Below are 21,666 nucleotides of genomic sequence, written 5' to 3'. Positions count from 1 at the left end.
TCAGCCGGCTCAATCGACGAGGAGCTTCACGTCGATGTTGCCGCGGGTGGCCTTGGAGTAGGGGCACACCTGGTGCGCGGCCTCCATCAGCGCCTGGGCCTTCTCGCGCGGCAGCTCGGCGAACTTGCCGTGCAGCTCCACGGCGATGCCGTAGCTGGTGGCGTCCTTGCCGATGGAGACCTTCGCGGTGATGGTGTGCGGCCCGGGGTTCACGCCCTGGGTGCGCGCCACCAGCCCGAGCGCGCCGGCGAAGCAGGCCGAGTAGCCGGCGGCGAAGAGCTGCTCGGGGTTGGTGCCCGCGCCGCCCGGCCCGCCCAGCCCCTTGGGCACGGCGAGCTGGAAGTCGAGCGTGCCTTCGTCACTCTTCACGCGGCCGGCGCGGCCTCCCTCGGAGGTGGCGGTGGCGGTGTACAGGGGGGTCATGGGCGATTCTCCTTCAGGGTGTGGGTGAGACGACGGAGCTCGGTGCGCAGGCGGGTGAGCTCGCCCGCCTGCAGGCCTGCGCTGCAGGCCACGGCGCGCGGGATGCCCCGCGCGCGCGCCTTGAGGCTACGGCCCGCGGCCGTGAGGTGGATGCGCACCACGCGCTCGTCCGCGCGGTCGCGCGCGCGGCGCAAGAGGCCCGCGGCCTCCAGGCGCTTGAGCAGCGGGGTGAGGGTGCCGGAGTCCAGCTCCAGCCGCTCGCCGAGCTGGCGCACGGCCAGACCGTCCTCCTCCCAGAGCAGCAGCATGACCAGATACTGCGGATAGGTCAGCCCCAGCGGCTCGAGCAGCGGCGCGTACGCCTGCGTCATCGCCCGCGTGGCGGCGTAGAGCGCGAAGCACAGCTGGTGCTCGAGGAGCAGCGGGTCCATGGGATGTATATTGCTCGCAATTCGATTGCGCGCAACTGAATCTGCACGCGGCCTGGGGTAGAAGGAGGGGAATGGCGGCTCGACACTCACGCGCGCGCAGGTGGCTGCCCTGGGGGGTGCTGACGCTGCTGCTCCTCGGGGGCGCGCTGGGGCTGCTGGGGCGCGGCGGCTGCACCGAGCATCTGGAGGTGCCGCGGCCCGCGCTGCGCCCGAGCCCCCCGCCGCCCGAGCTGCCCGAGTCGGTGGTGGCGCTGCCGGTGGAGCTGGACCTGAAGGGCGCGCTCGCGGCGCTCGAGCAGCAGGTGCCCCGGGTGGTGGACGAGACGGAGGCGTGGACGCCGGTGGCCAACGGCCGGGTGGGGCTCAAGTACCGCGTCGAGCGCGCGCCCTTCCAGGTGGAGGTGCAGGGCGCGGAGCTGCATGCCCGCTTCGGGGCGCGCTACCTCGCGCGCGCCTGCCTGCGGGTGAGCCGCACCCTGTGCCCGGAGGTGGCCAGCTGCGGCGCGAGCGGCGAGTCGCCCACGCTCTCGCTCGCGCTGCGCTCCGGGCTCTCGTGGTCCCGCGACTGGCACCTGCGCGCGAAGAGCGGCTACACGCTCGACTTCCCCTCCCCCTGCCGCGTGACCTTCCTGCGCTACGACGTGACGGAGCGGCTGCGCGCCGCGCTCACCCCGCGCCTGGACGCGGCGCTCGCGCAGCTGGATGCGCGCGTGCCCCAGCTCACCCAGCTGCGCCCGCGGGTGACGCCCGTGTGGCAGCAGCTGCAGCGGCCGCTCGCGCTGGGCAGCGGGGTGTGGCTCGCGCTGCGCCCCAGCGCGGTGCAGGTGACGCCGCCCCACGGCGAGGGGCTCCGCGTCTCCGCCACGCTGCGGGTGCGCGTGCGCCCGCTGCTCTCGGTGGGGCGCGCGCCCGAGGTCGAGCCCCAGCCCCTGCCCCCGCTGCTGCCCGCGGACGGCGACGACGCTCCGGCGCAGCTCGCGCTGGACGCGCGCATCGGCTTCGCGGAGCTGGGGGCGCGGCTGCGCGAGCAGCTGCGGGGCCGCGCGCTCTCTCTGCAGGGGCACCGGCTGAAGATCGACGACGTCGGGGTGGAGGGCAGCGGCGGCGGGGCGCTCCTGCGCGTGCACGTGACGCTGCACACCGGGCTGCTCGGCCTGCGCCGCCTGGAGGGGGACGTGTACCTCACGGCGCGCCCGCGCTACGACGCGGCGAGCGGCGCGCTGGTGCTCGAGGACGTGGAGTACGCGCTGGGCACCGAGTACGCGCTCGCGCGCTACGCCGAGCGCTGGGGGCACGAGACGCTGCGCGAGCTGCTCGCGCAGAACGCGCGCTTCCCCGTGCGCGCGCAGCTCGAGCGCCTGCGCGGCCTCGCCGAGGCCGGGCTGCAGCGCGAGCTCGCCCCGGGCCTGCGGCTCGAGGGGCACGTGGAGGCCTTCACCCCGCTGGGCGTGTACGCGGAGGGCGACGGCTTCGTCGTGCGCGGGCAGGCGCTGGGGCGGCTCGCGCTGCACGTGGACTCGGCCGCGCTGCTGCGCCCGCGCGCGGGGCAGTGAGGCCCCTCAGCCCTGGGGATGGCGCTCGAGGGTGAAGCCCTCCTCGGGCGTGGGCGGAGCGAAGTGGCGGGTGACGGCGTCGAAGAGCGCGCGCGACACCTCGCCGAAGAAGAGCCCCTCGGGGCGCTCGGCGTTGCGCTGCGCGATGCGGGCCCAGCACGTCTCGTCGTCCAGCTCGAGCAGGTGCAGGGTGTGTGCGGCTCCCGCGCGCTCGAAGAGCGAGCGCACCCAGGCGCGCTCGCGCGGCGTGTTGCCCGCGAAGTCCAGCACCACCGGCACGCCCAGCGCGAGCAGCTGGGCGATGACGGGCTCCATCATGCTGCGCACCCGGGCCGCCGCCGCCACGTAGTCCTGCACCGAGGCGATGGGGGCCCCGAGCCGCGCGAGCCACGCGTCCTCGCAGAAGAACACCCCGCGCTCGCGCGCCGCGAGCGCCCGGGCGAGCGAGGTCTTCCCCGAGCCCGCCTTCCCACAGATGAAGTGCAGCATCGCCTGCTGAGCCATGGGGGGATGCTACCCGGCCCGCGCGTCTCCTGCGGCGCTATGCTCGCGCGCACCATGCGCTCCTCCCCTCCCAGCCCCGCCTCCGTGCGCTCGCACTTCCCGGCCCTGCGCTCGGGCTTCCGCTACCTGGACAACGCCGCCGGGGCGCAGGTGCCCACGCACTGCATCCAGGCGATTGCGGACTTCCTCACGGCGGGCAGCTGCAACGTGGGGATGCCCTACCCCGCCTCGCGCCGCGCCACCGAGGTGAAGGCCCGGGCGCGCGCCGAGACGGCCGCCTTCCTGGGCTGCACGCCCGAGGAGGTGATGCTGGGCACCAGCGCCACCGCGCTCTCCTTCCAGCTCGCGCGCGCCTTCTCGCGGCTCTTCCGCGCAGGGGACGAGGTGGTGGTGAGCGAGCTCGAGCACGAGGCGAACGCGAGCCCGTGGCGGGCGCTCGAGGCGCAAGGGGTGCAGGTGCGCACCTGGCGCGCGCGCTGGCCCGAGGGGCGCCTGGATCCGGCGGACCTGCGGCCGCTGCTCTCCGAGCGCACGCGGCTCGTCGCGGTGACGGCCGCCGCGAACTCGGTGGGGACGACGCCGGACGTGGCGGCCGCGGGCGCGCTCGCGCGGGAGGCCGGGGCCTGGCTGATCGTGGACGCCGTGCACTCGAGCCCCCACCACCTGCCCCACGTGAAGGCCTGGGGCGCGGACTTCGCCCTCTTCTCGCCCTACAAGGTCTTCGGCCCGCACCTGGGCTGCCTCTACGTGCGCGAGGGGCTGCTCGCGGGGCTGCCCGCGGACAAGCTGTGGTTCGTCCCGGACGACAGCCCGCAGAAGTTCGAGCCGGGCACCGCGAGCCACGAGGCCCTCGCCGGGTGGCTGGGCTCCCTGCGCTACCTGCGCGAGGTGCTCGGCGACGGCCTGCCGGGGCGCGAGGGGCTGCAGCGCGCGTACGGGCACATCGAGAGCCTGGAGCGCCCGCTGCTGGAGGCGGGCCTCGAGCGCCTCCAGGCCCTGCCGCACGTGACGCTGTACGGCCTGCGGACTCCCGAGGGGCGCGCCGCCACCTTCTGCTTCAACGTGCAGGGACTCACCCCGCGCCAGGTGGCCGAGCGGCTCGCGCAGGAGGAGATCGGCGTGGCCGCGGGCCACTACTACGCCACGCTCGCGATGCAGGCGCTGGGGCGGATGCCGGACGGCGCCGTGCGCGCCTCGCTGCTGCACTACAACACGCTGGACGAGGTGGACGCGCTCGCCCGCGCGCTCGAGCGGATGCGCGCGGCCTAGCTGCGCATCTCGGTCGGCGCGAAGGGCTCTTCCGGCGCGGGAGGAGGCGCGGCCGGCGGCGCGCCGTGAGGCTGCGCCGCGGGGGCCTGCTCGAGGAAGCGGCGCAGCACGCCGCGGGTGACCACGCCCACCCGGCCCCCCTCCCCGTCCACCACCGGCAGCGCGTCCACGTCCTGGGCGTCCATCGCCTCCAGCGCATCGGCGACGCGCGTGGCCGGCCCCAGCGGGGTGGCCGGCTCGGCGAGCGCGGCCGCGGTGGACTCTCCGCCCACGAGCCGCCAGCGCGCGCCCAGGGCGCTCGCGGCGATGACGCCCGCCACGGCGCCGTCCACGCCGCGCACGGGCAGCGCCCCCGAGGGCGAGGCCAGCAGCCGCTCGCGCACCTGCAGCGCGGGCACGTCCGGCGCGAGCGCCCCCGTCCAGGCGATGAGGTTGCCCGTGCCCACCGGCACCTGGCGCCGCGGGCGCTCCGCCGGCGCGTGCTGCGCGGCGCGGCGCTCGGCGAGCGCGTGGCAGAGGAAGCTCGCGATGGTGCAGGTCACCATCAGCGGGAGGATGATCGCGTAGTTCCCGCTCAGCTCGTAGATCATCATCATCCCGGTGAGCGGCCCGCGCGTCATCGCCGCCACCGTGCCGCCCATGCCCACCATCGCGTAGGCGCCGCTGGGAGCCGTGACTCCGGGTAGCAGCCGGTGCAGCGCCTCGCCCAGCGCGCCGCCGCCGAGCGCGCCGATGACGGTGGCCGGGAAGAAGGTGCCGCCCGAGCCGCCCGAGCCGATGGTCAGCGCCGTGGCCAGCAGCTTCGCCACGCAGCCGAGCGCGAGCACCCCGAGCGTGAGCTTCCCCACCGCCGCCTCGTTCGCGTACTCGTGGCCCGTGCCCCACACCGCCGGGTGCACCAGCGCGAGCGCGCCGGCGAGCAGGCCGCCCAGCCCCGCGCGGAAGGGGAGGCCGCGCTTTCCGAGCAGCTGCGAGAGCCGGCTCTTGCCCTTGCCCTGGAACAGCGCCTCCACCGCGTGCAGCGCCTCGAGGAAGAGGAAGGCGAGCAGGCCGCACACCACGCCCAGCAGGCCGTAGGCGAGGATCTCCCAGCCGCTCACCATGCTGTAGTTCACGCGCGCGAGCATCGGCGCGCTGCCCATCACGCCGCGGCCCACCATGGTGGCGGTGACGCTGGCGAGGATGATGGGGCTGAAGACCTGGAGGCGGATCTCGCGCAGCAGGATCTCCATCGCGAACAGCGCGCCCGCGATGGGCGCGTTGAAGGACGCCGCGATGCCCGCCCCCGCGCCGCAGGCGAGCAGGATGGAGAGGTCGCGCCGGCTGAAGCCCAGCGTGCGCCCCACCTCGGAGCCGAAGGCCGCGCCGCCGAACACGATGGGCCCCTCGCGCCCCGCGCTGCCGCCCGAGCCGATGGTGACCGCCGAGGCGACGAGCTTGCGCAGGCCCTCGTGCGCCGGCAGCCCCGCGCCCTCGCGCTCCACCGCGCGCACCACCTCGGGCACCCCGTGCCCGTGCGCCTCGGGGTGGTTGCGCAGGATGCGCCCCACCACCATGCCGCCCAGCGTGGGCGCGAGCAGCACCAGGAACCAGGGCACGTACTTGAGGAAGGCGCCCAGGTTGTGCGTGCGCCCGAGCACGGTGTTCACCGCCGCGAGCGCCACCAGCGGGTAGTAGAGCGCGAGCGCGCCCAGCGTGAGCAGCGCGAGCACGCGCAGGCGGCGGCGCACCACGTCGCGCGGGCCGCCCGGCGAGATGAGCCGCGCGAGCGCGAGCCCGCCCAGCGCCAGCGGCAGCGCCACCACGATGTACTCGAAGTGCCAGTGCGCCCCGGCGAGCGCCTCGGCGAGGAAGAGGCGCGTGTCGCTGCGCTTGCGGAAGAGGTCGATGACGTGCGGGAAGCCGAAGGCCATCCCGCTCACCAGGCCGATGAGGTTCGCGAAGATGCCCGCCGCGAGCCCGCTGTACACCCCCACCACCGCCCCCGCGAAGGGCAGCACCGAGGCGCTGGGCAGGTGCACGCGGTTGGTCGCCGCGAGCAGCGCGTCCACCAGGCGCTGCAGGCGCGGGGGCAGCGCCTCCACGGCGCGCTCGAGGCGGGGGGGCAGGGTGCGCAGCGCGAGGTGCACGCGCTGCAGGGGGGGAGGCTTGGGCGGAGCGGACATGCTTGGTGTCCCAACAGTGTCATTTCCCGGGGCGGGGAGCACGGTTTGTGTCGAGCACCTGCACGGAGGTGGGAGCAGCCGGGCGGCCGAGCCCTCCCCCGCTCCCTGACAGCCGCGCCGCCATTCCTACCTTTCTGGGCAGCCTTTCCCCAGGAGCGAGGACTTCCATGGTGCGATTCATGCGGCGGGCGGTGGCGGTGGGCGTGGTGTCGGTGGCGGCCTACGGCATCGGAGCCTGCGCAGACCAGAGCGCCCCGCGCGACCAGGACGCCTTCCAGACCCCCCAGCAGCGCCAGGCCCGCCCCGAGGCCCAGACGGGCGGCGCCCCGAAGACCGGCAGCCAGCCGAACACCGTGGGCACCACTGACCCCAAGCTCGCCTCCCCGCTCTCGCCGGAGACGAAGGACCCGAAGGCCGAGGCCACCGGCGGCTCGGGCGGCGTGGGCGAGGGCTCCACTGCGCCGGGCAACTCGCTCAGCCGCATGGATGGCGGTGTGGACCCGGGCGCGCGCGGCATGGCCGGCAGCGGCAGCCTCGGGGCTCGGGATGGGGGCGCCGGAGGCGCCATGGGAGACGGCGGGACCCGGGACGCGGGCACCCCGGCCGCCGCCCCGACCCGCCGCTAGCGCGCGCGGGGGGCGAAGAGCTGGGCGCCGGAGGGCGCGCGCGCACTCTCCAGCGCGAGCCCGTAGAGGCGCTCGAGCTGCGCGTGCACCAGCACCTCGTGCGCGGGGCCCGCGGCGAGCGCCCGCCCCTCCTGCATCAGGAGCACGTGGGTGGCGAAGGCGGCAGCGAGGTTCACGTCGTGCAGGACGGCGACTGCGCCCAGGCCCGCGTCCGTGCGCGCGCGCACCCGCTGCAGCGCCGCCACCTGGTGCTTGAGGTCGAGGAAGGCGGTGGGCTCGTCGAGCAGCAGCAGCTCGGGGTCCTGCACCAGCCCGCGCGCGAGCAGCAGCATGCGCCGCTCGCCGCCCGAGAGCGCGTCCGCCATGCGCCCCGCGAGGTGGCTGAGTTCCAGCTCCTCCATCACGGCGCGGGCGCGCGCCACGTCCGAGTCCGAGGCGAGCCCCCACAGCCCCAGGTGCGGGCTGCGCCCCATCAGCACCAGCTCGAGGCCGCTGAAGCCCTCCACCGGCTCCAGCCCCTGCGGCACCCACGCCACCCGCCGCGCGAGCGCCCGCGGCTCCCACTCCGCGCGCTCGCGCCCCAGCAGCCGCACGCTCCCGCGCGTCCAGGCGCTCACCCCCAGCAGGCTGCGCAGCAGCGTGCTCTTGCCCGCGCCGTTGGGGCCGAGCACCGCCCACAGCTCGCCCGCGCCCACGCGCCAGCTCAGGCCGCCGGCTCCACCGAGCACCTGGGTGGGGCCATAGCCCGCCGTGAGCCCCTCACACTCGAGCAGCGGGGCCGTCACCGCGCCTCCCCGTGAGAAGAGGGCGCGGCAGAGCGGGGGCGGAGGGACCGGGGGTGCCACATGGCACCGCCGCTTCTAGCCCGGGTCGGGCGGGGGTGGCATCAGCTGGATGGTGGCGGCGACGGGGCAGTGGTCCGAGGCCACGGGCGTGGGGCCCTGCTGGATGCCCCCGCGGGTGAAGCTCAGCTGCGCGGCGTGGGGGGTGTGCGCGGGGACGAGCAGCATGTCGTCGATGAGCTCCGCCTGCGGGTCGGTGCAGGGGCGCGGGTAGGGCGCGTAGCTCTTGAGCTTCGGGTCCCCCTGCCCCACCGCCTCGTAGAGGCTCTGCGCCCCGAGCGCGCGGCGGAAGGCCTGCGAGAGCGGCGTGGTGGGCTCCTCGTTGAAGTCCCCGGCCACCAGCACCGGCATGCGCGCGCGCAGGCCCTCCACGAAGGCCTGCAGCTCGGCGAACTGCTGCGCCTTCACCTTGCCGCCCTTCACCGCCGCCATGTGCACCCCCACAAGCCCCACGTCCCCCGCGGGGGTGGCCAGCACCGCGTGCACGAAGCCCTTCGCCTCGATGCGGTAGTCCTTGCTGAAGGGGTGCCCGGCCACCTCGCGCAGCGGGTAGCGCGACAGCAGCGCCTGCCCGCCGCTGAAGAGGAGGCCGTCCTCCATCCAGTAGGTGAAGTCCTGCAGGCCGAGGCGCTGGGCGAAGCGCGCGCTGGGCACGTCCTTCGAGTGCGCGTAGCGCGAGACCTCCTGCAGCAGCACGACGTCCGGCTGCAGCTGCGCGAGGAGCTCGGCGGCATCGTGGGTGCGCGCCGCCCGGCGCCAGGGGCGGTTGTAGACGTTGTAGGTCACGAGCCGCAGGGACTCGCCCTTCATCGGGGCGCGCGGCGGCGGCGGGGCCTCCGCCGCGGACGCCGAGCGGCTGCGGCAGCCGGCCGGCAGCAGCAGCAGCCCCAGCAGCAGCCAGGGCGCGAGGCCCATTTGCCTCCGGCGTGTTGCGCAGGTTACATGTCGGCTTCCGGCCGGGAGAAGAACAGGATTCATGGAATTCGCTGGACCTCCGCGGGAGCCGGCCGCGGTTGGAGGGGGGACGATGCTCTCTGTATTCATCGCGGTGTGCGCCATGCAGGTGGCTGCGGGTCCTAGAGCCGCCTTGCCAACGCCTGCCGCGACCGCCCCGGCTGCGGGCCTGCCCAGCGCACAGCCCGCAGCGTCCGCCGCCCAACCGCCGGCCGAGATCGTCCCGGGAGACGCGGGAGCCGCCGGAGACGCCTTCACCTCGCCCGCCACCGGCCTCTACCCGCTGTGGGACCAGACCGGCGCCACCCTTCCCGAGGGGCGTGTGTACCTGGGGACGTCCGCGGCCGAGGTGGGCCTTCCCGGCGGGCTGCAGGTGGGCCTGAGCCCCACGAACCTGGTGATGCGGGTGCCGAACCTGCACCTCAAGGCGGCGCTGCTGCAGGGCCCGCGCCTCGCGCTCGCGCTGCAGCTGGGCGCGTATCTCCTCCTGCCCAGCGCCAACGAGGCCTTCCTCTCCTCGCGCTACACCTCGGGCTTCGACACCGGCGGCCGCTCGGTGCTCGCGCTGCCGCTCAGCCTCGCGGCGCGCTGGAGTGCCCGGCGCTGGCTCACGCTGCACGGCAGCGCCACGGTGCTGGGGGTGACGGGGCACGCGCCGGTGGAGACCACCTTCACTCCGGGCGCCTTCCTCAGCGTGGAGCTGGCCCCGAAGAAGAACCACGGCCTCTTCCTGCACACCGGGCAGCTGGGCACGAGCGCGCGCGACAGCATGCAGGTGTTCGGCGCCTCCTACCGCTTCCACACGGAGAGCTTCGAGGCGCGCCTGGGCTACGTGTACCGCCACAGCCGCGACGGCATCCAGGGCCAGCCCCTGCTCAGCCTGGGGCTGCAGCTGTGAGGCGCGCGCGCCGCCTCGCGCTGCTCGCGGGCCTCCTCGCGCTGCCGCTCGCCGGCTGCGACTGGGACCAGTTCGCGCTGCTCAACAGCGTGCCGGTGCACGGCGACCCGGGCGCGAACCCCGAGGTGCAGGTGTTCCTCGCGGTGGACGGGCTCTCCTACGACACGGTGCAGGACGCGGCGCGCCAGGACCGCTCGCTGCGCGAGGCGCTCGGGCCCGGCGGCGGGTGGAGCGCGGCGCCCTTCGTCTCCATGTTCCCGGCGACGTCGGACGCGAGCTGGAGCCGCATCCTGCGCACGCCGCGCGAGAGCGGCTACGAGTACCAGTACTACGATCCGGTGGGCGACGAGGTGAAGCGCGCGGGGCTGCCCGGGCTCGCCACGCACGCGCTGCCGGAGTTCCCCGCCGCGCCGCTGCTGGAGGGCCCGCCCTACTACCGCGCCTTCGACAGCTACGCGGACGGCTACCTCTCCACGCTCTGGAGCTACCGCGACAGCGAGGGCGCGCTGGGCGACGCGCTGGACAACCTCTTCTTCCTGCTGCCGCGCCGCGGCGAGTTCGCGCACACCTTCACCGGCTACCTGCTGGAGGTGGACGCCATGGGCCACATCCAGCACAAGGAGGACGTGACGCGCGCCTTCCTGCAGGTGTGGCGCCGCATCCAGGACTTCAAGAAGAAGCACCCCGAGCGCCGCTACGTCTTCACGCTGCTCTCCGACCACGGCATGGACTTCCAGCGCGCGCGGGGCCCCGAGCTGCTGGACTTCGAGAGCCTGATGCCGGGGCTCGGCCTCACCCCGGTGAAGCGGCTCGCGGAGGGGCGGGGCACGGGGCAGGTGTACGCCATCCCCATCATCCACACGCGCGTGAGCTACCTCGCGCTGCACACCGACCCGGAGCTCTCGGAGGAGGTGGCGCGCCGCGCCTCCACCCTGAACGCGGTGGATGTGGCGCTCGCGCGCGCCAGTCCCCGGCCGGACATCGCCGCGCTGCTGCCCGGCGTGGCGCTCGAGTGGTACGGCTTGTGGCGAAACGGCAAGGTGCTGGTCAGCTTCGGCTACGACCCCGCGCAGAACCGCTACTACCTGCCCTCGGACGGCAAGTACGGCGAGCTGGGCGTGAAGCTGAACGCGCACGGCGGCGACGATGCGAGCGGGGAGGACGGCAAGGCGCCGCCCTTCAGCGTGCACACGGACGAGGAGCTGTTCGCGCTCACCCGGGACGCGAAGTACCCGGACCTCTTCTTCCGCGCGCGCACCGCCCTGCAGCCCCTGAGCGTGGAGTACCCCGCCCAGGTGCTGCTCTCCTTCCGCCGCCCCTACGCCTCCGCGGGCTTCAAGCTGCCGGGCGGGGCGAACGAGATCGCCAGCGAGGGCTTCCACGGCGCGCTGGACGCGGGCAGCAGCCGCGGCACGCTGCTCACCGAGGCGCGCGCGCTGCCCTCCACCGTGCGCTCCGACAGCGTGATGGCGCTGTTCCCCGCCTTGCGCGAGCACGTGGAGGAGAAGGCCGGCGCGCTCGTGGACGCGGACGCCCACGCGGACCTCGACTACGCGCAGGTGGAGGCCGAGGCCGCGGCCGCGGGCCTCGCTCAGTAGGCGAGCCGCAGCATCGCCTGGGGCGCGCTGCGCAGCCCCAGCCCGCTGCGGTGCAGGTACCACTCGGTGCCCACCTTCACCCGCTCGGGGGAGAGCCCCGCGAGCGCGCCCACGTCCAGCAGCAGCTGCGGCTGGGTCATGAGATCCCACCCGCCCTGCCCCTCCGGCGCGCCGCGGATGCGGAACAGGTCCGCGAAGCCGCCGAAGGTCCAGCGCAGCGGCCCCGTGATGAAGGGCGCGTACCAGACGAAGGTGAGCTGCAGCGTGGGCGGGCTGAAGTTGTCGTTGCGCAGGTAGGTGTTGAGCGTGAGCACCGCCACGTGCGGCACGCGGAAGTCCAGCCCGAGGCCGTAGTTGTTGGAGACGAAGCCGCTGCTGCCGCGGTTGTGCTCGTACGTGAGCAGCACGTCCTTCAGCGGCCCGAGGGCGAAGCTGCGGCCGGAGATCTTGGAGAGGCTGAGGCGCGGGTTCCACTCGCCGTACATGCGGTAGTCGTCCGCGGGCCCCTCGCCGTAGTCCCCGTTCGTCAGGTCGAGGAAGAAGAAGCTGTCGCCGAGCGGGAACTCGGTGAAGTTCTCGAGCGTGACGGTGAGCAGCTTGCCGCCCGGCGGGTCGTTGCCCACCGAGGCGTCGTGGAAGTTCGTGCCGTAGAGCAGCGAGGCGCTGGAGTTGTGGAAGAGGCCCTCGGCGCGCGCGGCGGCAGGGGCCAGGCCGCAGGCGAGCAGCGCCACGGTGAGCAGGCGGGCGAGAGGCGACGGGGCCAGGGTCATGAGCACCATTGGGGCCCGGGAGCGTGCAGCGGCACAACCTCCCCCGCCCTGCCCCGTGCACTGCCGCACGCCCGCCGCTATGCATGGGGATGCGCCGCGCCGGCGCAAGGAGACGCAGCGATGAGCGTGGAGCGAAGCGAGGGCAGTGACGTGGTGCGGTCGGTGAGCGCGTTGGGCATGCCCTGGCGCACGCCCAGCCCCTTCCTCTTCTGCGTGCACCACGACGACGCCTTCCCGCCGGGCAACGAGCACTTCGGGCCGGCGGCCTCGCTGGAGGGGCGCGACCTGGGCCAGGACTTCGAGGGCAAGGACGGCTGGCGCATGTACCACGGCGAGGTGGTGCCGGGCTTTCCGCACCACCCGCACCGCGGCTTCGAGACGGTGACCATCGTGCGCGAGGGGCTGCTGGACCACGCGGACTCGCTGGGGGCTGCGGCGCGCTTCGGCGGCGGCGACGTGCAGTGGCTCACCGCCGGCAAGGGCATCAACCACTCGGAGATGTTCCCGCTGCTCAACCGCGAGAAGCCGAACCCCGTGGAGCTGTTCCAGATCTGGCTCAACCTCCCGCGCAAGAGCAAGATGGTGGAGCCCTACTTCTCCATGCTCTGGCGCGAGCGCATCCCGCGCCAGGTGTTCCGGGACGAGGCCGGCCGCAGCACCGAGGTGGTGGTGGTGGCGGGAGGCCTCGAGGGGCTCAAGGGCCTGCCGCCCCCGCCCGACTCCTGGGCCTCGCAGCCGGGCTCGGACGTGGCCATCTGGACGCTGAAGCTCGCGCCCGGCGCGCGCTGGACCCTGCCGCCCGCGCCCGCCGGGGTGAACCGCACCCTCTACTTCTTCAAGGGCGGCGCCCTGCGCATCGGGGGCCGGGACATCCCGCCCTCGCACGCGGTGGAGCTGCGCGCGGACGCGCCCGCGGCACTGGAGGCAGGTCCGGAAGAGGTCGAGCTGCTGATGCTGCAGGGGCGCCCCATCGCCGAGCCGGTGGTGCAGTACGGGCCCTTCGTCATGAACTCGCGCGAGGAGATCCAGCAGGCCTTCGCCGACTACCAGCGCACCCAGTTCGGCGGCTGGCCCTGGGACTCGAGCGACCCGGTGCACCCGCTGTCCGAAGGGCGCTTCGCGCGCCACGCGGACGGGCACATCGAGCGGCCGGGCTAGCGGCTCTCGTCTTCAGGGCTCGTCTTCAGGGCTCGTCATCAGGCCCACGGCGCAGCCCCAGCCTGCGCCGCAGCTCGCGCGCGCTCTGGCGCGAGACCTCCACCGCGTGCCCCTGCACCGTGCGCGCGATGTAGCCGCCGGTCTCCAGGGGCTCGAGCTGCCGCACCTGCTCGAGGTTGAGCAGGGCGCGCCGGTGCACGCGCTCGAAGGTGGGGGGCAGCCGCGCCTGCAGCTCCTGCAGGCTGGCGTCGCTGAGGTACTGCCCGGTGAGCGTGAACACCGTCACCAGCCCATCTCCCAGCTGCAGGTGCGTCACCTGGCGCGGGTCCACCAGCACGATGCCCTGGCGGGTGGGGATGGGCAGGCGCTCGAGTGCGGGGGGCGCGGTAGCGGCGGCGCCCGGCCGGTGGCGCGCGCGCTCCGCCTCGAAGCGGCGCTGGGCGTCGCGGCTGCGCGCGCGCTCCAGCGCCTTCTGCAGCCGCGCGGGCTCCAGCGGCTTGAGCACGTAGTCCACCGCGCCCGAGTCGAAGGCCTGCACCGCGTGGTCCGGGTGCGCGGTGCAGAAGATGACGTAGGGCCCGTCCGCGGGGAACAGGCGCATCGCCTCCATGCCGCTGAGGTGGGGCATGTGGATGTCCAGGAGCACCACGTCCACGCCGCCCTGGTGCACGCGCGCGAGCACCTCCTTGCCGTCGCCGCACTCGCCCACCACCTCCACGTCCGGCAGCGCGCCGAGCAGCCGGTGCAGGCGCCGGCGCGCGAGCAGCTCGTCGTCCGCGATGAGCACGCGCAGGGTCATGTGAGCACATCCGGGAGGGGCCCCTCTCGGGGCAGGAGGAGGCTCGCGCAGGTGCGCCCGCCCTGCTCCTCGAGCCGGAGCGTGGCCTGGCCGCCGTAGGCGAGCGCGAGGCGGCGCTGCAGGGTGGGCAGTCCGTCGCTGCCCTCGCGCGGGCCGCGGTAGGGGCCGGGGTTCTCCAGCTGCAGCAGGACGTGGGAGGCGCCGTGTGGCTCGGCCGTGAGCCGCAGCGCCCCCGCATGGCCCGCCGCGGGCCCGTGCTTCACGGCGTTCTCCGCGAGCGGCAGGAGCAGCAGGGGCGGCACCGGCAGCGCGCGCACCTCGGGCGGCACCTGCAGCGCGAAGGTGAAGCGCTGCGGGTCGCGCAGCAGGTGCAGCGCGAACAGCGTCTCCACCAGCGCGAGCTCCTGCTCGAGCGGCCAGGTGGAGGCCCGCACGCCCGCGAGCACCGCGCGCAGCATCTCGGAGAGCTGCAGCACCGCGCGCTCCGCCACCGCGCCGTCCTCGCGGCACCACTCGGCGATGGCGTTGAGCGTGTTGAAGAGGAAGTGCGGGTCCAGGTGCGAGCGCAGCGCGAGCAGCTGCGCGCCCTCGGCGGCGCGCGCCAGCGCCTCGGCCCGGGCGCGCTCGCGCGCGAGCGTGGCGGTGAGGCCGATGTCCCGCCCCAGCCCCCAGCCGCCCACGAGGAAGAGCGCGCCCGCCACCAGCAGCGTGGGGCGCTGGGTGAGGAAGGTGTGCCCCATGCCCAGGAGCCCCGGCAGCACCAGGCCGGTCGTGAGCACGATGCCCGCCCCCAGCGCCGCGTAGAGCACCAGCCGCACCGCGCCCTGCGAGGCGGGCAGCCGCTCGGGGAAGAGCACCCGCCAGGCCAGGGGCGCGAAGAGGACGAAGAGCGCGCACATCAGCAGCGCGAGCGGGACGGCGAGCGGGTCCTCGCTGTAGCGGCTCTGGGCGGCCACCATGGGCGCGCACACCAGCAGGATGGGCGCGAGCCGGCGCGGCTCGAGCAGCGCGCGCACCGTGCTGCGCACGAGCGAGCCCTGGGGCAGCGCGGGAGGGCGGATGGGAGGCATGTCCAGGCCGAGCATAGTGCCCGCGCCCCGCCCCCTGTGCGCGCCCGGCCGGCGCGAGCGGTCGATACCCGGCCCCCAGCGGTCGCTCCCGACACGCGCGTAGGCCTCTGTAGGCCTCCCGTCCCGGTCACTCGCCTGTCACGCCCCCGCTGGCAAATGCCGTCCATCGCGAACGGGCCATGGGGGGCTGCTGCCTCCGAGGCCCGGCCGCAGAGCCAAACGACACACAGCAAGGATGGGTCTTCAGATGAGTCAGTTCCGGGGGGCAGTGGCCCTGCTCGCGAGCGCGATGCTCGCGCTGGCGGGGTGCAGCGGCAACGAGGCGAAGCTGGTCATCACCACGCAGCCGGCATCCGGCGTGGCCGGCGAGCCGCTGGGCGTGGTGGTGCAGGTGCAGGACGGCGACGGCAAGGCGCTGGACGTGCCGGCGAAGGTGACGCTGAAGCTCAGCGGCGAGGGCGCGAGCCTGGGCGGCACCGTCACGCAGATCGCGCAAGGGGGCAAGGCCACCTTCGCGGACGCGTGGGTGGAGGGCGGCGGCGCGGGCCTCGTGCTCGAGGCGAGCGCGGAGGGCGTGGAGGACCTCGAGGGCGGCACGGTGAAGAGCGCGAGCTTCGACGTGGAGGCGGTGGCGCTGCGCTTCGAGGGGCTTGTGCAGGCCTACCGCGCGAGCCTGCCGCTCGACGCCTTCCGCGTGAGCGTGGTCTCCGCGAAGGACGGGCGGGTGGTGAGGGTGGCGCGCCCGGTGAAGCTGGGCGTGGGCAACAACCCCACCGGCGCGGTGCTGAGCGGCGCCGAGGCCACCACGGTGGACGGCGTGGCGACCTTCGACGCGCTGCGCTTCGACCGCGCGGGCCAGGGCTACACCCTCAGCGCGACCGCGCCGGGCGCGAGCGCCACCAGCGGCGCCTTCAGCCTGAGCAACGCCGCGGACGAGCGCGAGCCGAAGGACAAGACGGCCACCGGCGCGCAGCTCAACGACACCTTCGCCACCGCGGAGCCGCTGCAGGTGGGCCTGCCCCTCTTCGGCGACCTCACCCCGAGCGCCACCGAGGCCGGCGGCGAGGCGAAGAACGACGTGGACACCTACCGCTTCAGCGCCCACGCGGGCCAGCTGCTCGAGGTGGCCACCTACGCCACCCGCCTGGACCAGGCGAACTGGAAGCATGGCATCCGCGTGACCCTGGTCGCCGCGAAGGACGAGCAGGTGCTCTTCCGCATCGGCCAGAACGAGAGCACGGGCACTGACCTGGACTTCGGCCTCGAGCAGGTGCGCATCCCCGCGGACGGCGACTACCTGCTCGTGCTCGAGCCGGACGTGGGCGACAGCACCGAGCTGGACGGTGGCCGCTACGCCACCTGGGTGCAGCTGGCCGGCGCGCCCGCGCTGCTGCAGCTCGAGCAGGAGGAGGCGGGCAAGGGCGGCGGCAACGACAGCATCGCCGCCGCCGAGGCGATCGCGCCGGGCGTGGTGTACGGCTACTACGAGGGCCTCGCCGGCTCGGGCACCACCGAGGGCGACTACTACAAGTTCGAGATCGCCGCTCCCACCCGCGTGCGCTTCGCGCTCACCGCGCACCGCAACGGCATGTACGTCCCCGAGGAGCGCCCGGGCTACTACGACCCCGCGCTCTACGTGTACACGGCCGAGGGCGTCCAGCTCTGGAACAACGACGACACGTACTGGTACGACTCGAGCGTCGAGCTGCTGCTGAGCACCCCGGGCACCTACTACGTCCGCGTGACCCGCTGCTGCAACACCGGCGCGGGCCCCTACTTCCTCTCGTTCTCCGCCCAGGGCGTGCAGGCTGCGGTGGACCCGGGCACCAACACCACCTCCGAGACCGCCATGGGCATCGCCTACGGCCAGTACGTGAGCGCCACCGTGGCCTCGGACGCGGACGTGCGCTGGTACAAGTTCAGCGGCAAGGCCGGCGACCTGGTGGAGCTCTACCCCTTCGGCAAGGGCAACAGCGACGTGAGCCCGGTGTACGTGGACGCGCTGCTCTACTCCGCGAGCGACCTCGCCAAGGAGCTCCCCTTCGAGGACATGGGCGCCGCGGACGTGTACCGCACCATCCTGGTGAAGGACGGGGAGTACCTGGTGCGCATGAGCGGCGACCGCGCCGGCAGCTTCACCTTCCTGCTCGAGCGCGCCGCGACCAGCCGCTTCGAGACCGAGCCCAACGACACCCTGCCCGCCGCCGGCACCGAGCCCCAGGCGAGCGCCTTCGACGCGCAGGGCTGGGCCTCCGGCATCATCTCCAACTCGGACACCCACGTGGACGTGGACTCGTTCGCCTTCCAGGCGGACGCGAACCAGCTGGTGAGCGTGTCGCTGTATGGCAACTGGTCCGACGAGGGCGACGACTACAGCAGCTGGGGCTCGGCGCTGAACGCGAAGATGAAGATCCTCGACCGCCAGGGCAACGTGCTGGCCAGCGTGCGGCACGAGCAGGGCGACGAGGTGCTCGGCGTCCCGAGCTCCCTCAACCGCATGAGCGCGACGATGGAGATCTCCTTCCGCGCCCCGGCGCGCGGCGACTACTACCTGGTGGTCGAGGAGGACGTGCCGAGCGCCATCGTGGTGCCCACCGTCATCCGCACCGGCCGGGTCTCGGCCATGGGGGGCATCGTCGAGAGCCCGGCGGACCCCACGGCGAACTACTACGCCGTGCAGCTGTGGAAGAACCAGTAGCCGCGGCGTGAAGCGGTGAAGGCGGGGGCGGTGGGGCCAGCGGGGCCTCGCCGCCCCCGCGCCGTTTCATCCGTGGGATGCTCGCGGCCATGCGCTCCATCCAGCCCTCCTCCGCCCCTCCCGCAGGCCACTACTCCCCCGGCATCGTCGCGCGCGGCCTCGTCTTCGTCTCCGGCCAGGTCGCGGAGGGACCGGACGTGGGCAGCCAGGTGCGCGGCGCGCTGGAGAAGGTGCGCACGGTGCTGGAGGCGGCCGGCGCGCGCCTCGAGCACCTCGTGCAGCTCACCGTGTTCCTTCACGGCATGGAGCACTGGGACGCGGTGGACGCCGCGGTGGCCAGCGTGCTCGGCGCGCACCGGCCGACGCGCGCCGTCATCCCGGTGGGCGACTTCGGCGACGGCATCCTCGTGGAGCTCACCGCGGTGGCCGCGCTGCCGGAGTAGCGGGCACTCCGGCTAGCGCTTCGCCGGCGCGCGGTGCGCCCGAGCGCTGAGGTAGGTCTTGAACTGCTCGGGCGCGCCGGGCGGGGCGATCTCGAAGGTGAGGGTCAGCCGCTCGGGCGCAGTCCAGTCGTAGGTGAGCCGGAAGCGGGGCGCGCCCGGGATCGCGTCGCTGAGGAACACGGTGCGGTGCGTCTCCGGGCTGTGCGTCACGCGGTAGCGGATGACGTGGCCCTCGTTGTCGAAGTAGCTCGCGCTCGGAGCGCCTCCTTCGAGCGCGATGACCGTGAGGTCCTCGTGCCGGAATGCGGGGCGCTCCTTGCTCGCGGGGTAGTCCGCGTGGCTGCGGCGCACGAGCACCCGGCCCTGCAGGTCGCGCTCGAAGGAGAAGCCGCCGGTGGCCTCACCGGGCTGCCCGCTCCCCTCCCCCATCCAGTCACCCAGCAGGGGCTCCCACGCGGCAAACGGGTCCGCCGCGGCGCTCGCCGGCGCTGCCTTCGGCGCAGACTTCGGTTCAGGCTTCGGTGCGGCAGAGGCGGAGAGGAGCACGGCGGCGAGAGCGGGCGCGAGCATGGGACTCCAGGCGGGGGGAAGCCCGTGGAGTATCACCGCTGCGGGCGCCCGCAGGCTCGAATCAGCGCGCGGCGGTGGCCAGCGCCTGCACCGCGCGCACCACCATGCGCACGTGGTGGCCCACGCGCAGCTCGTGGTGGAAGATGCCGCGGATGATGCCCTGCGCATCGATGACGAAGGTCACGCGCTGCGTGCGCTTGAGCAGCGGCCACACCACGTCGTAGCTGCGCGCGATGCCGGCCTCGGGGTCTCCCACCATGGGGTAGGTGGCGCCGGTGGCAACAGCGAAGTCGCACTGCACCTGGTGCTCGTCGGTGGAGATGCCCACCACCTCCGCGCCGGCCGCGCGCAGCTGCGGGAGCACGTCGCCGAACTCCTTCGCCTCGCGCGTGCACACGGGCGTGAAGGCCGCCGGGAAGAAGAAGAGCACCACGGGCCGGCCGCGCAGTGAGGACAGGCGCAGGCGCTGCCCCTGGGTGGTGAGGGCTTCGAAGTCGGGGGCGGGGGCGTCGAGCGAGACCATGCGGCGTGCACGCTACCCCAGGGTCGGGCGCCTGCGCCTCTGGCCGTCAGGGCCTGGGATTGGCGCACTCCGGGTGAAGCAGGCGAGACTGCGGGCCTCTTTCTGGAGGGGGAACGGATGCTGAACGCGTTTGGGAGAGCCCTGCTGGGCTCGGGGCTGCTCGCCGTGGCGGCCTGCAAGGGCTCTGCAGGCTCGGCGGGCTCGGAGGGGCCCGCGGGTGCTCCGGGGCCTCAGGGCGCCGCGGGTCCGCAGGGTGAGCCGGGAGCCACCGGGGCGCAGGGACCTGCGGCGCTCGTGGCTACCCTGCCCGAGCCCGCGGGCACGAACTGCCCCCACGGCGGGGTGCTGCTGCAGGCCGCGGTGGACCGCAACGGCAACGGCGCGGTGGACGAGGGCGAGGCAGACCCCACCTCCGCACGCTACCTGTGCAACGGCGCGGACGGAGCGCAGGGGGCGCAGGGGCCGGACGGCCCCACCGGCCCTCCGGGAGAGCCGGGCGCGCTCGCGCTCTACGGCGACGGCTCGGCGGGAGACTTCACCCTCTTCAGCACCTCGCCGCCGCGCAACCTGGCCATCGGCTACGGCAGCATGGTGAATGGCGCGAACCTCATGTTCCACAACGTGCGCATCGACGGCACGCTCATCGTCGCGAGCGGCACCACGATCCGCGCCACCGGCGACATCACCCTCGGCCCGCTCGGCATCATCGCCGTGAACCCGGAGCAGCAGGTGCAGAGCATCAACTCGCCCTCGCGAGGCATCGCCCTCTCCGCGGCGGACGGCTACCAGGGCGGCCGCGGCCTGGACCTGGGCCGCTCCGCGCTGCTCACCCGCTTCGACCTGAGCGGCGCGGGCGGCGGCTTCCGCCCGAAGCACGGCAACACGACCAGCGCCTTCGGAGGCGAGGCCGGCGGCCGCCTCATCCTCGCGGCGCGCGGCAACATCGTCATCAACGGGACCATCGACGTCGCGGGGCGCAACGCGCAGCTCACCGGCAGCGTGGCCCTGCCGGGCGGAGGGGGAGGAGGCGGAGGCGTGCTCACCCTCGTGTCGCGGGGCACCCTCTCGGTGGGGACCAACGGCTTCATCCGCGCCGGGGGCGGCAACGGGGCCAACGGCCTCGCGACGGGTGCTCCCACGGGCCAGCTCTACGGCGGCGGAGGCGGTGGCGGTGGCGGCATCGTGCAGATGCTCTCGGCGAATCCGCCGGTCATCGCCAACGCGGCGAACATCATCGTCACCGGTGGCGCGGCCGGAGCGGGGGCCGTCTCGGGCACCGCCACGGTGCTCGCGGCCGCGGGGGGCGGCGGCGGTGCCTCGGGCGGTGACGGTGGAGACGGCACGAAGTCCACGGCGGCCAGCGGCGCCGCGGAGGCCGGCAGCCAGGGTGACTTCTCCATCTCGGTGACGCCGCAGCCCGAGCTCCTCTTCTACTGAGCACCCGCCGCGGCGTACGCGCGCGTACGCCGCGGCCTTCTCTCCGATCGCGGACAGACGCAACGCGTCGTTGCGCAGACGTCAAGCGGTTGCATCTGCAACTCTGCTACGCAGCCTCCCACCGGCGGACCCCGGTGAAGTGACTCGAGGAGGCGCACCATGAAGAAGCTTGTGATCGCGGCAGCGGCTGTCCTGTGGCTCAGCGCGTGCGGCACGGACGCGGACCTGGGGGGAGACGGAGTCGCCAGTCAGCTGGAGCAGGACTTCGGCGGCCCCAGCGGGCTCGCGGAGTTCTTCGACACGCACACCGAGGCCGAGATCCAGGCGGCGCTCGCGCCCTATGGCGTGGGCTACCGCGTGCGCACGGACGACGTGCACGCCGAGAACATCAGCGACTGCGTGAAGTTCTTCCCCTCGAGCGACCGCAGCATCTGGCACAGCTTCGACGGCGAGTACTACTACATCGACGCCTCGGGCCGCCCGAACCGCGCCTACAAGTACCTGCCGATCATCGCCGCGGCGCCGCGCCAGGACACCTGCCAGACCAGCATCGGGCAGTGGGGTGACGCGGAGAACCCCAGCAACGACTACGACGGCGGGCACCTCATCGGCTCGCAGCTGGGCGGCTGGGGCGGGCGCGCGAACATCGTGCCGCAGGACGCGAACTTCAACCGCGGCAACTGGGCGCAGCTGGAGAACAAGATGGCCACCTGCGGGAGCCTCCCCAGCGGCCGCCTGCGCTACTACATCGGCGCGAACTACCCGAACTCCACCACGCTCATCCCCAACACGATGACCATGCAGATCACCAACCAGTCCTCGGGCGCCAGCGTCTCCATGTCCTTCACCAACGTGGACTACGGCGGCACCAACGGCACCACCGAGCGCACCAAGGGCGTGAACTGGCTCACCAGCCAGGGCTGCGGCTGAGGCGC

At 74.0% G+C, this 21,666-nt stretch carries 21 protein-coding genes; 10 read left to right on the top strand and 11 right to left on the bottom strand.

Features of this window, described 5'->3' with window-relative positions:
* Nucleotides 1-9: 9 nt before the first annotated feature.
* Together FGE12_RS06145 and FGE12_RS06140 are read right to left on the bottom strand one after the other, a co-directional pair.
* Nucleotides 10-423 (bottom strand): organic hydroperoxide resistance protein, encoded by a 414-nt coding sequence (locus tag FGE12_RS06145; protein ID WP_153865373.1) that lies wholly within the window; start codon nt 421-423, stop codon nt 10-12.
* Nucleotides 420-854, bottom strand: coding sequence for a MarR family winged helix-turn-helix transcriptional regulator (locus tag FGE12_RS06140; RefSeq protein ID WP_153865371.1), 435 nt, complete (start codon nt 852-854; stop codon nt 420-422). The genes FGE12_RS06145 and FGE12_RS06140 overlap by 4 nt, the downstream gene beginning before the upstream one ends.
* Before the next feature lie 71 nt (nt 855-925).
* Between FGE12_RS06140 and FGE12_RS06135 the strand changes: the two genes are divergently transcribed.
* Nucleotides 926-2,407, top strand: a complete 1,482-nt coding sequence (locus FGE12_RS06135; protein ID WP_153865369.1) for a DUF4403 family protein — start codon at nt 926-928, stop codon at nt 2,405-2,407.
* A 6-nt stretch (nt 2,408-2,413) separates the two neighbouring features.
* Here FGE12_RS06135 and FGE12_RS06130 read toward each other — a convergent pair whose 3' ends face one another.
* Nucleotides 2,414-2,911, bottom strand: a complete 498-nt coding sequence (locus FGE12_RS06130; protein ID WP_153865367.1) for an ATP-binding protein — start codon at nt 2,909-2,911, stop codon at nt 2,414-2,416.
* 54 nt (nt 2,912-2,965) lie between these two features.
* On the opposite strand from FGE12_RS06130, the gene FGE12_RS06125 reads away from it, so the two are divergent.
* A complete protein-coding gene (locus FGE12_RS06125; RefSeq protein WP_153865365.1) occupies nt 2,966-4,180 on the top strand; it encodes a cysteine desulfurase-like protein in 1,215 nt (404 codons plus the stop codon).
* Here FGE12_RS06125 and FGE12_RS06120 read toward each other — a convergent pair.
* Entirely contained in the window at nt 4,177-6,345 is a 2,169-nt protein-coding gene (locus tag FGE12_RS06120) for a chloride channel protein (RefSeq protein WP_153865363.1), read from the bottom strand. The two genes, FGE12_RS06125 and FGE12_RS06120, sit on opposite strands and share 4 nt — an antisense overlap.
* A gap of 167 nt (nt 6,346-6,512) precedes the next feature.
* Between FGE12_RS06120 and FGE12_RS06115 the strand changes: the two genes are divergently transcribed.
* Nucleotides 6,513-6,971: a hypothetical protein gene (locus FGE12_RS06115; protein WP_153865361.1), complete on the top strand. Its 459-nt coding sequence runs from the start codon at nt 6,513-6,515 to the stop codon at nt 6,969-6,971.
* Here FGE12_RS06115 and FGE12_RS06110 read toward each other — a convergent pair.
* Nucleotides 6,968-7,756 carry an ABC transporter ATP-binding protein gene (locus tag FGE12_RS06110; protein ID WP_370458894.1) on the bottom strand — a complete coding sequence of 263 codons (789 nt, stop codon included), beginning with the start codon at nt 7,754-7,756 and terminating at the stop codon, nt 6,968-6,970. The genes FGE12_RS06115 and FGE12_RS06110 overlap by 4 nt on opposite strands.
* Before the next feature lie 75 nt (nt 7,757-7,831).
* Complete coding sequence (locus FGE12_RS06105) at nt 7,832-8,728, bottom strand: endonuclease/exonuclease/phosphatase family protein (RefSeq protein WP_194797627.1); 897 nt, start codon at nt 8,726-8,728, stop codon at nt 7,832-7,834.
* 172 nt (nt 8,729-8,900) lie between these two features.
* On the opposite strand from FGE12_RS06105, the gene FGE12_RS06100 reads away from it, so the two are divergent.
* Both FGE12_RS06100 and FGE12_RS06095 read left to right on the top strand, forming a co-directional pair.
* A complete protein-coding gene (locus FGE12_RS06100) occupies nt 8,901-9,665 on the top strand; it encodes a hypothetical protein (RefSeq protein WP_153865358.1) in 765 nt (254 codons plus the stop codon).
* Nucleotides 9,662-11,263, top strand: a complete 1,602-nt coding sequence (locus FGE12_RS06095) for a hypothetical protein (protein ID WP_153865356.1) — start codon at nt 9,662-9,664, stop codon at nt 11,261-11,263. The genes FGE12_RS06100 and FGE12_RS06095 overlap by 4 nt, the downstream gene beginning before the upstream one ends.
* On the opposite strand, the gene FGE12_RS06090 is transcribed toward FGE12_RS06095, so the two are convergent.
* The gene (locus FGE12_RS06090) at nt 11,257-12,033 is read right to left on the bottom strand and encodes a hypothetical protein (protein WP_153865354.1); all 777 of its coding nucleotides are present in this window, start codon (nt 12,031-12,033) and stop codon (nt 11,257-11,259) included. The two genes, FGE12_RS06095 and FGE12_RS06090, sit on opposite strands and share 7 nt — an antisense overlap.
* Nucleotides 12,034-12,153: 120 nt before the next feature.
* On the opposite strand from FGE12_RS06090, the gene FGE12_RS06085 reads away from it, so the two are divergent.
* Complete coding sequence (locus FGE12_RS06085; RefSeq protein WP_228530591.1) at nt 12,154-13,191, top strand: pirin family protein; 1,038 nt, start codon at nt 12,154-12,156, stop codon at nt 13,189-13,191.
* Nucleotides 13,192-13,216: 25 nt separating this feature from the next.
* Here FGE12_RS06085 and FGE12_RS06080 read toward each other — a convergent pair whose 3' ends face one another.
* Nucleotides 13,217-13,990 carry a LytTR family DNA-binding domain-containing protein gene (locus tag FGE12_RS06080; protein WP_153865352.1) on the bottom strand — a complete coding sequence of 258 codons (774 nt, stop codon included), beginning with the start codon at nt 13,988-13,990 and terminating at the stop codon, nt 13,217-13,219.
* Nucleotides 13,987-15,060 (bottom strand): sensor histidine kinase, encoded by a 1,074-nt coding sequence (locus tag FGE12_RS06075; protein WP_153865350.1) that lies wholly within the window; start codon nt 15,058-15,060, stop codon nt 13,987-13,989. Before FGE12_RS06075 ends, FGE12_RS06080 begins: the two co-directional genes overlap by 4 nt.
* A gap of 247 nt (nt 15,061-15,307) precedes the next feature.
* Here FGE12_RS06075 and FGE12_RS06070 point away from each other — a divergent pair, with 247 nt between their 5' ends.
* Both FGE12_RS06070 and FGE12_RS06065 read left to right on the top strand, forming a co-directional pair.
* Complete coding sequence (locus tag FGE12_RS06070) at nt 15,308-17,758, top strand: PPC domain-containing protein (RefSeq protein WP_153865348.1); 2,451 nt, start codon at nt 15,308-15,310, stop codon at nt 17,756-17,758.
* Between the two features lie 89 nt (nt 17,759-17,847).
* Nucleotides 17,848-18,201: a RidA family protein gene (locus tag FGE12_RS06065; protein WP_194797626.1), complete on the top strand. Its 354-nt coding sequence runs from the start codon at nt 17,848-17,850 to the stop codon at nt 18,199-18,201.
* A 12-nt stretch (nt 18,202-18,213) separates the two neighbouring features.
* Here FGE12_RS06065 and FGE12_RS06060 read toward each other — a convergent pair whose 3' ends face one another.
* Together FGE12_RS06060 and FGE12_RS06055 are read right to left on the bottom strand one after the other, a co-directional pair.
* Complete coding sequence (locus FGE12_RS06060) at nt 18,214-18,771, bottom strand: hypothetical protein (RefSeq protein WP_153865344.1); 558 nt, start codon at nt 18,769-18,771, stop codon at nt 18,214-18,216.
* Nucleotides 18,772-18,832: 61 nt separating this feature from the next.
* Nucleotides 18,833-19,294, bottom strand: coding sequence for a peroxiredoxin family protein (locus FGE12_RS06055; RefSeq protein ID WP_153865342.1), 462 nt, complete (start codon nt 19,292-19,294; stop codon nt 18,833-18,835).
* 117 nt (nt 19,295-19,411) lie between these two features.
* Between FGE12_RS06055 and FGE12_RS06050 the strand changes: the two genes are divergently transcribed.
* Nucleotides 19,412-20,731 (top strand): collagen-like protein, encoded by a 1,320-nt coding sequence (locus tag FGE12_RS06050; RefSeq protein WP_153865340.1) that lies wholly within the window; start codon nt 19,412-19,414, stop codon nt 20,729-20,731.
* A 159-nt stretch (nt 20,732-20,890) separates the two neighbouring features.
* The gene (locus FGE12_RS06045) at nt 20,891-21,661 is read left to right on the top strand and encodes a DNA/RNA non-specific endonuclease (protein WP_153865338.1); all 771 of its coding nucleotides are present in this window, start codon (nt 20,891-20,893) and stop codon (nt 21,659-21,661) included.
* The last annotated feature ends 5 nt before the right edge of the window (nt 21,662-21,666 follow it).

Origin of the sequence: Aggregicoccus sp. 17bor-14 (assembly GCF_009659535.1) — a bacterium.
GTDB lineage: Bacteria > Myxococcota > Myxococcia > Myxococcales > Myxococcaceae > Aggregicoccus.
Note: the sequence above shows the minus strand (reverse complement) of the source record. Positions and strands in the feature narration are given on the sequence as shown.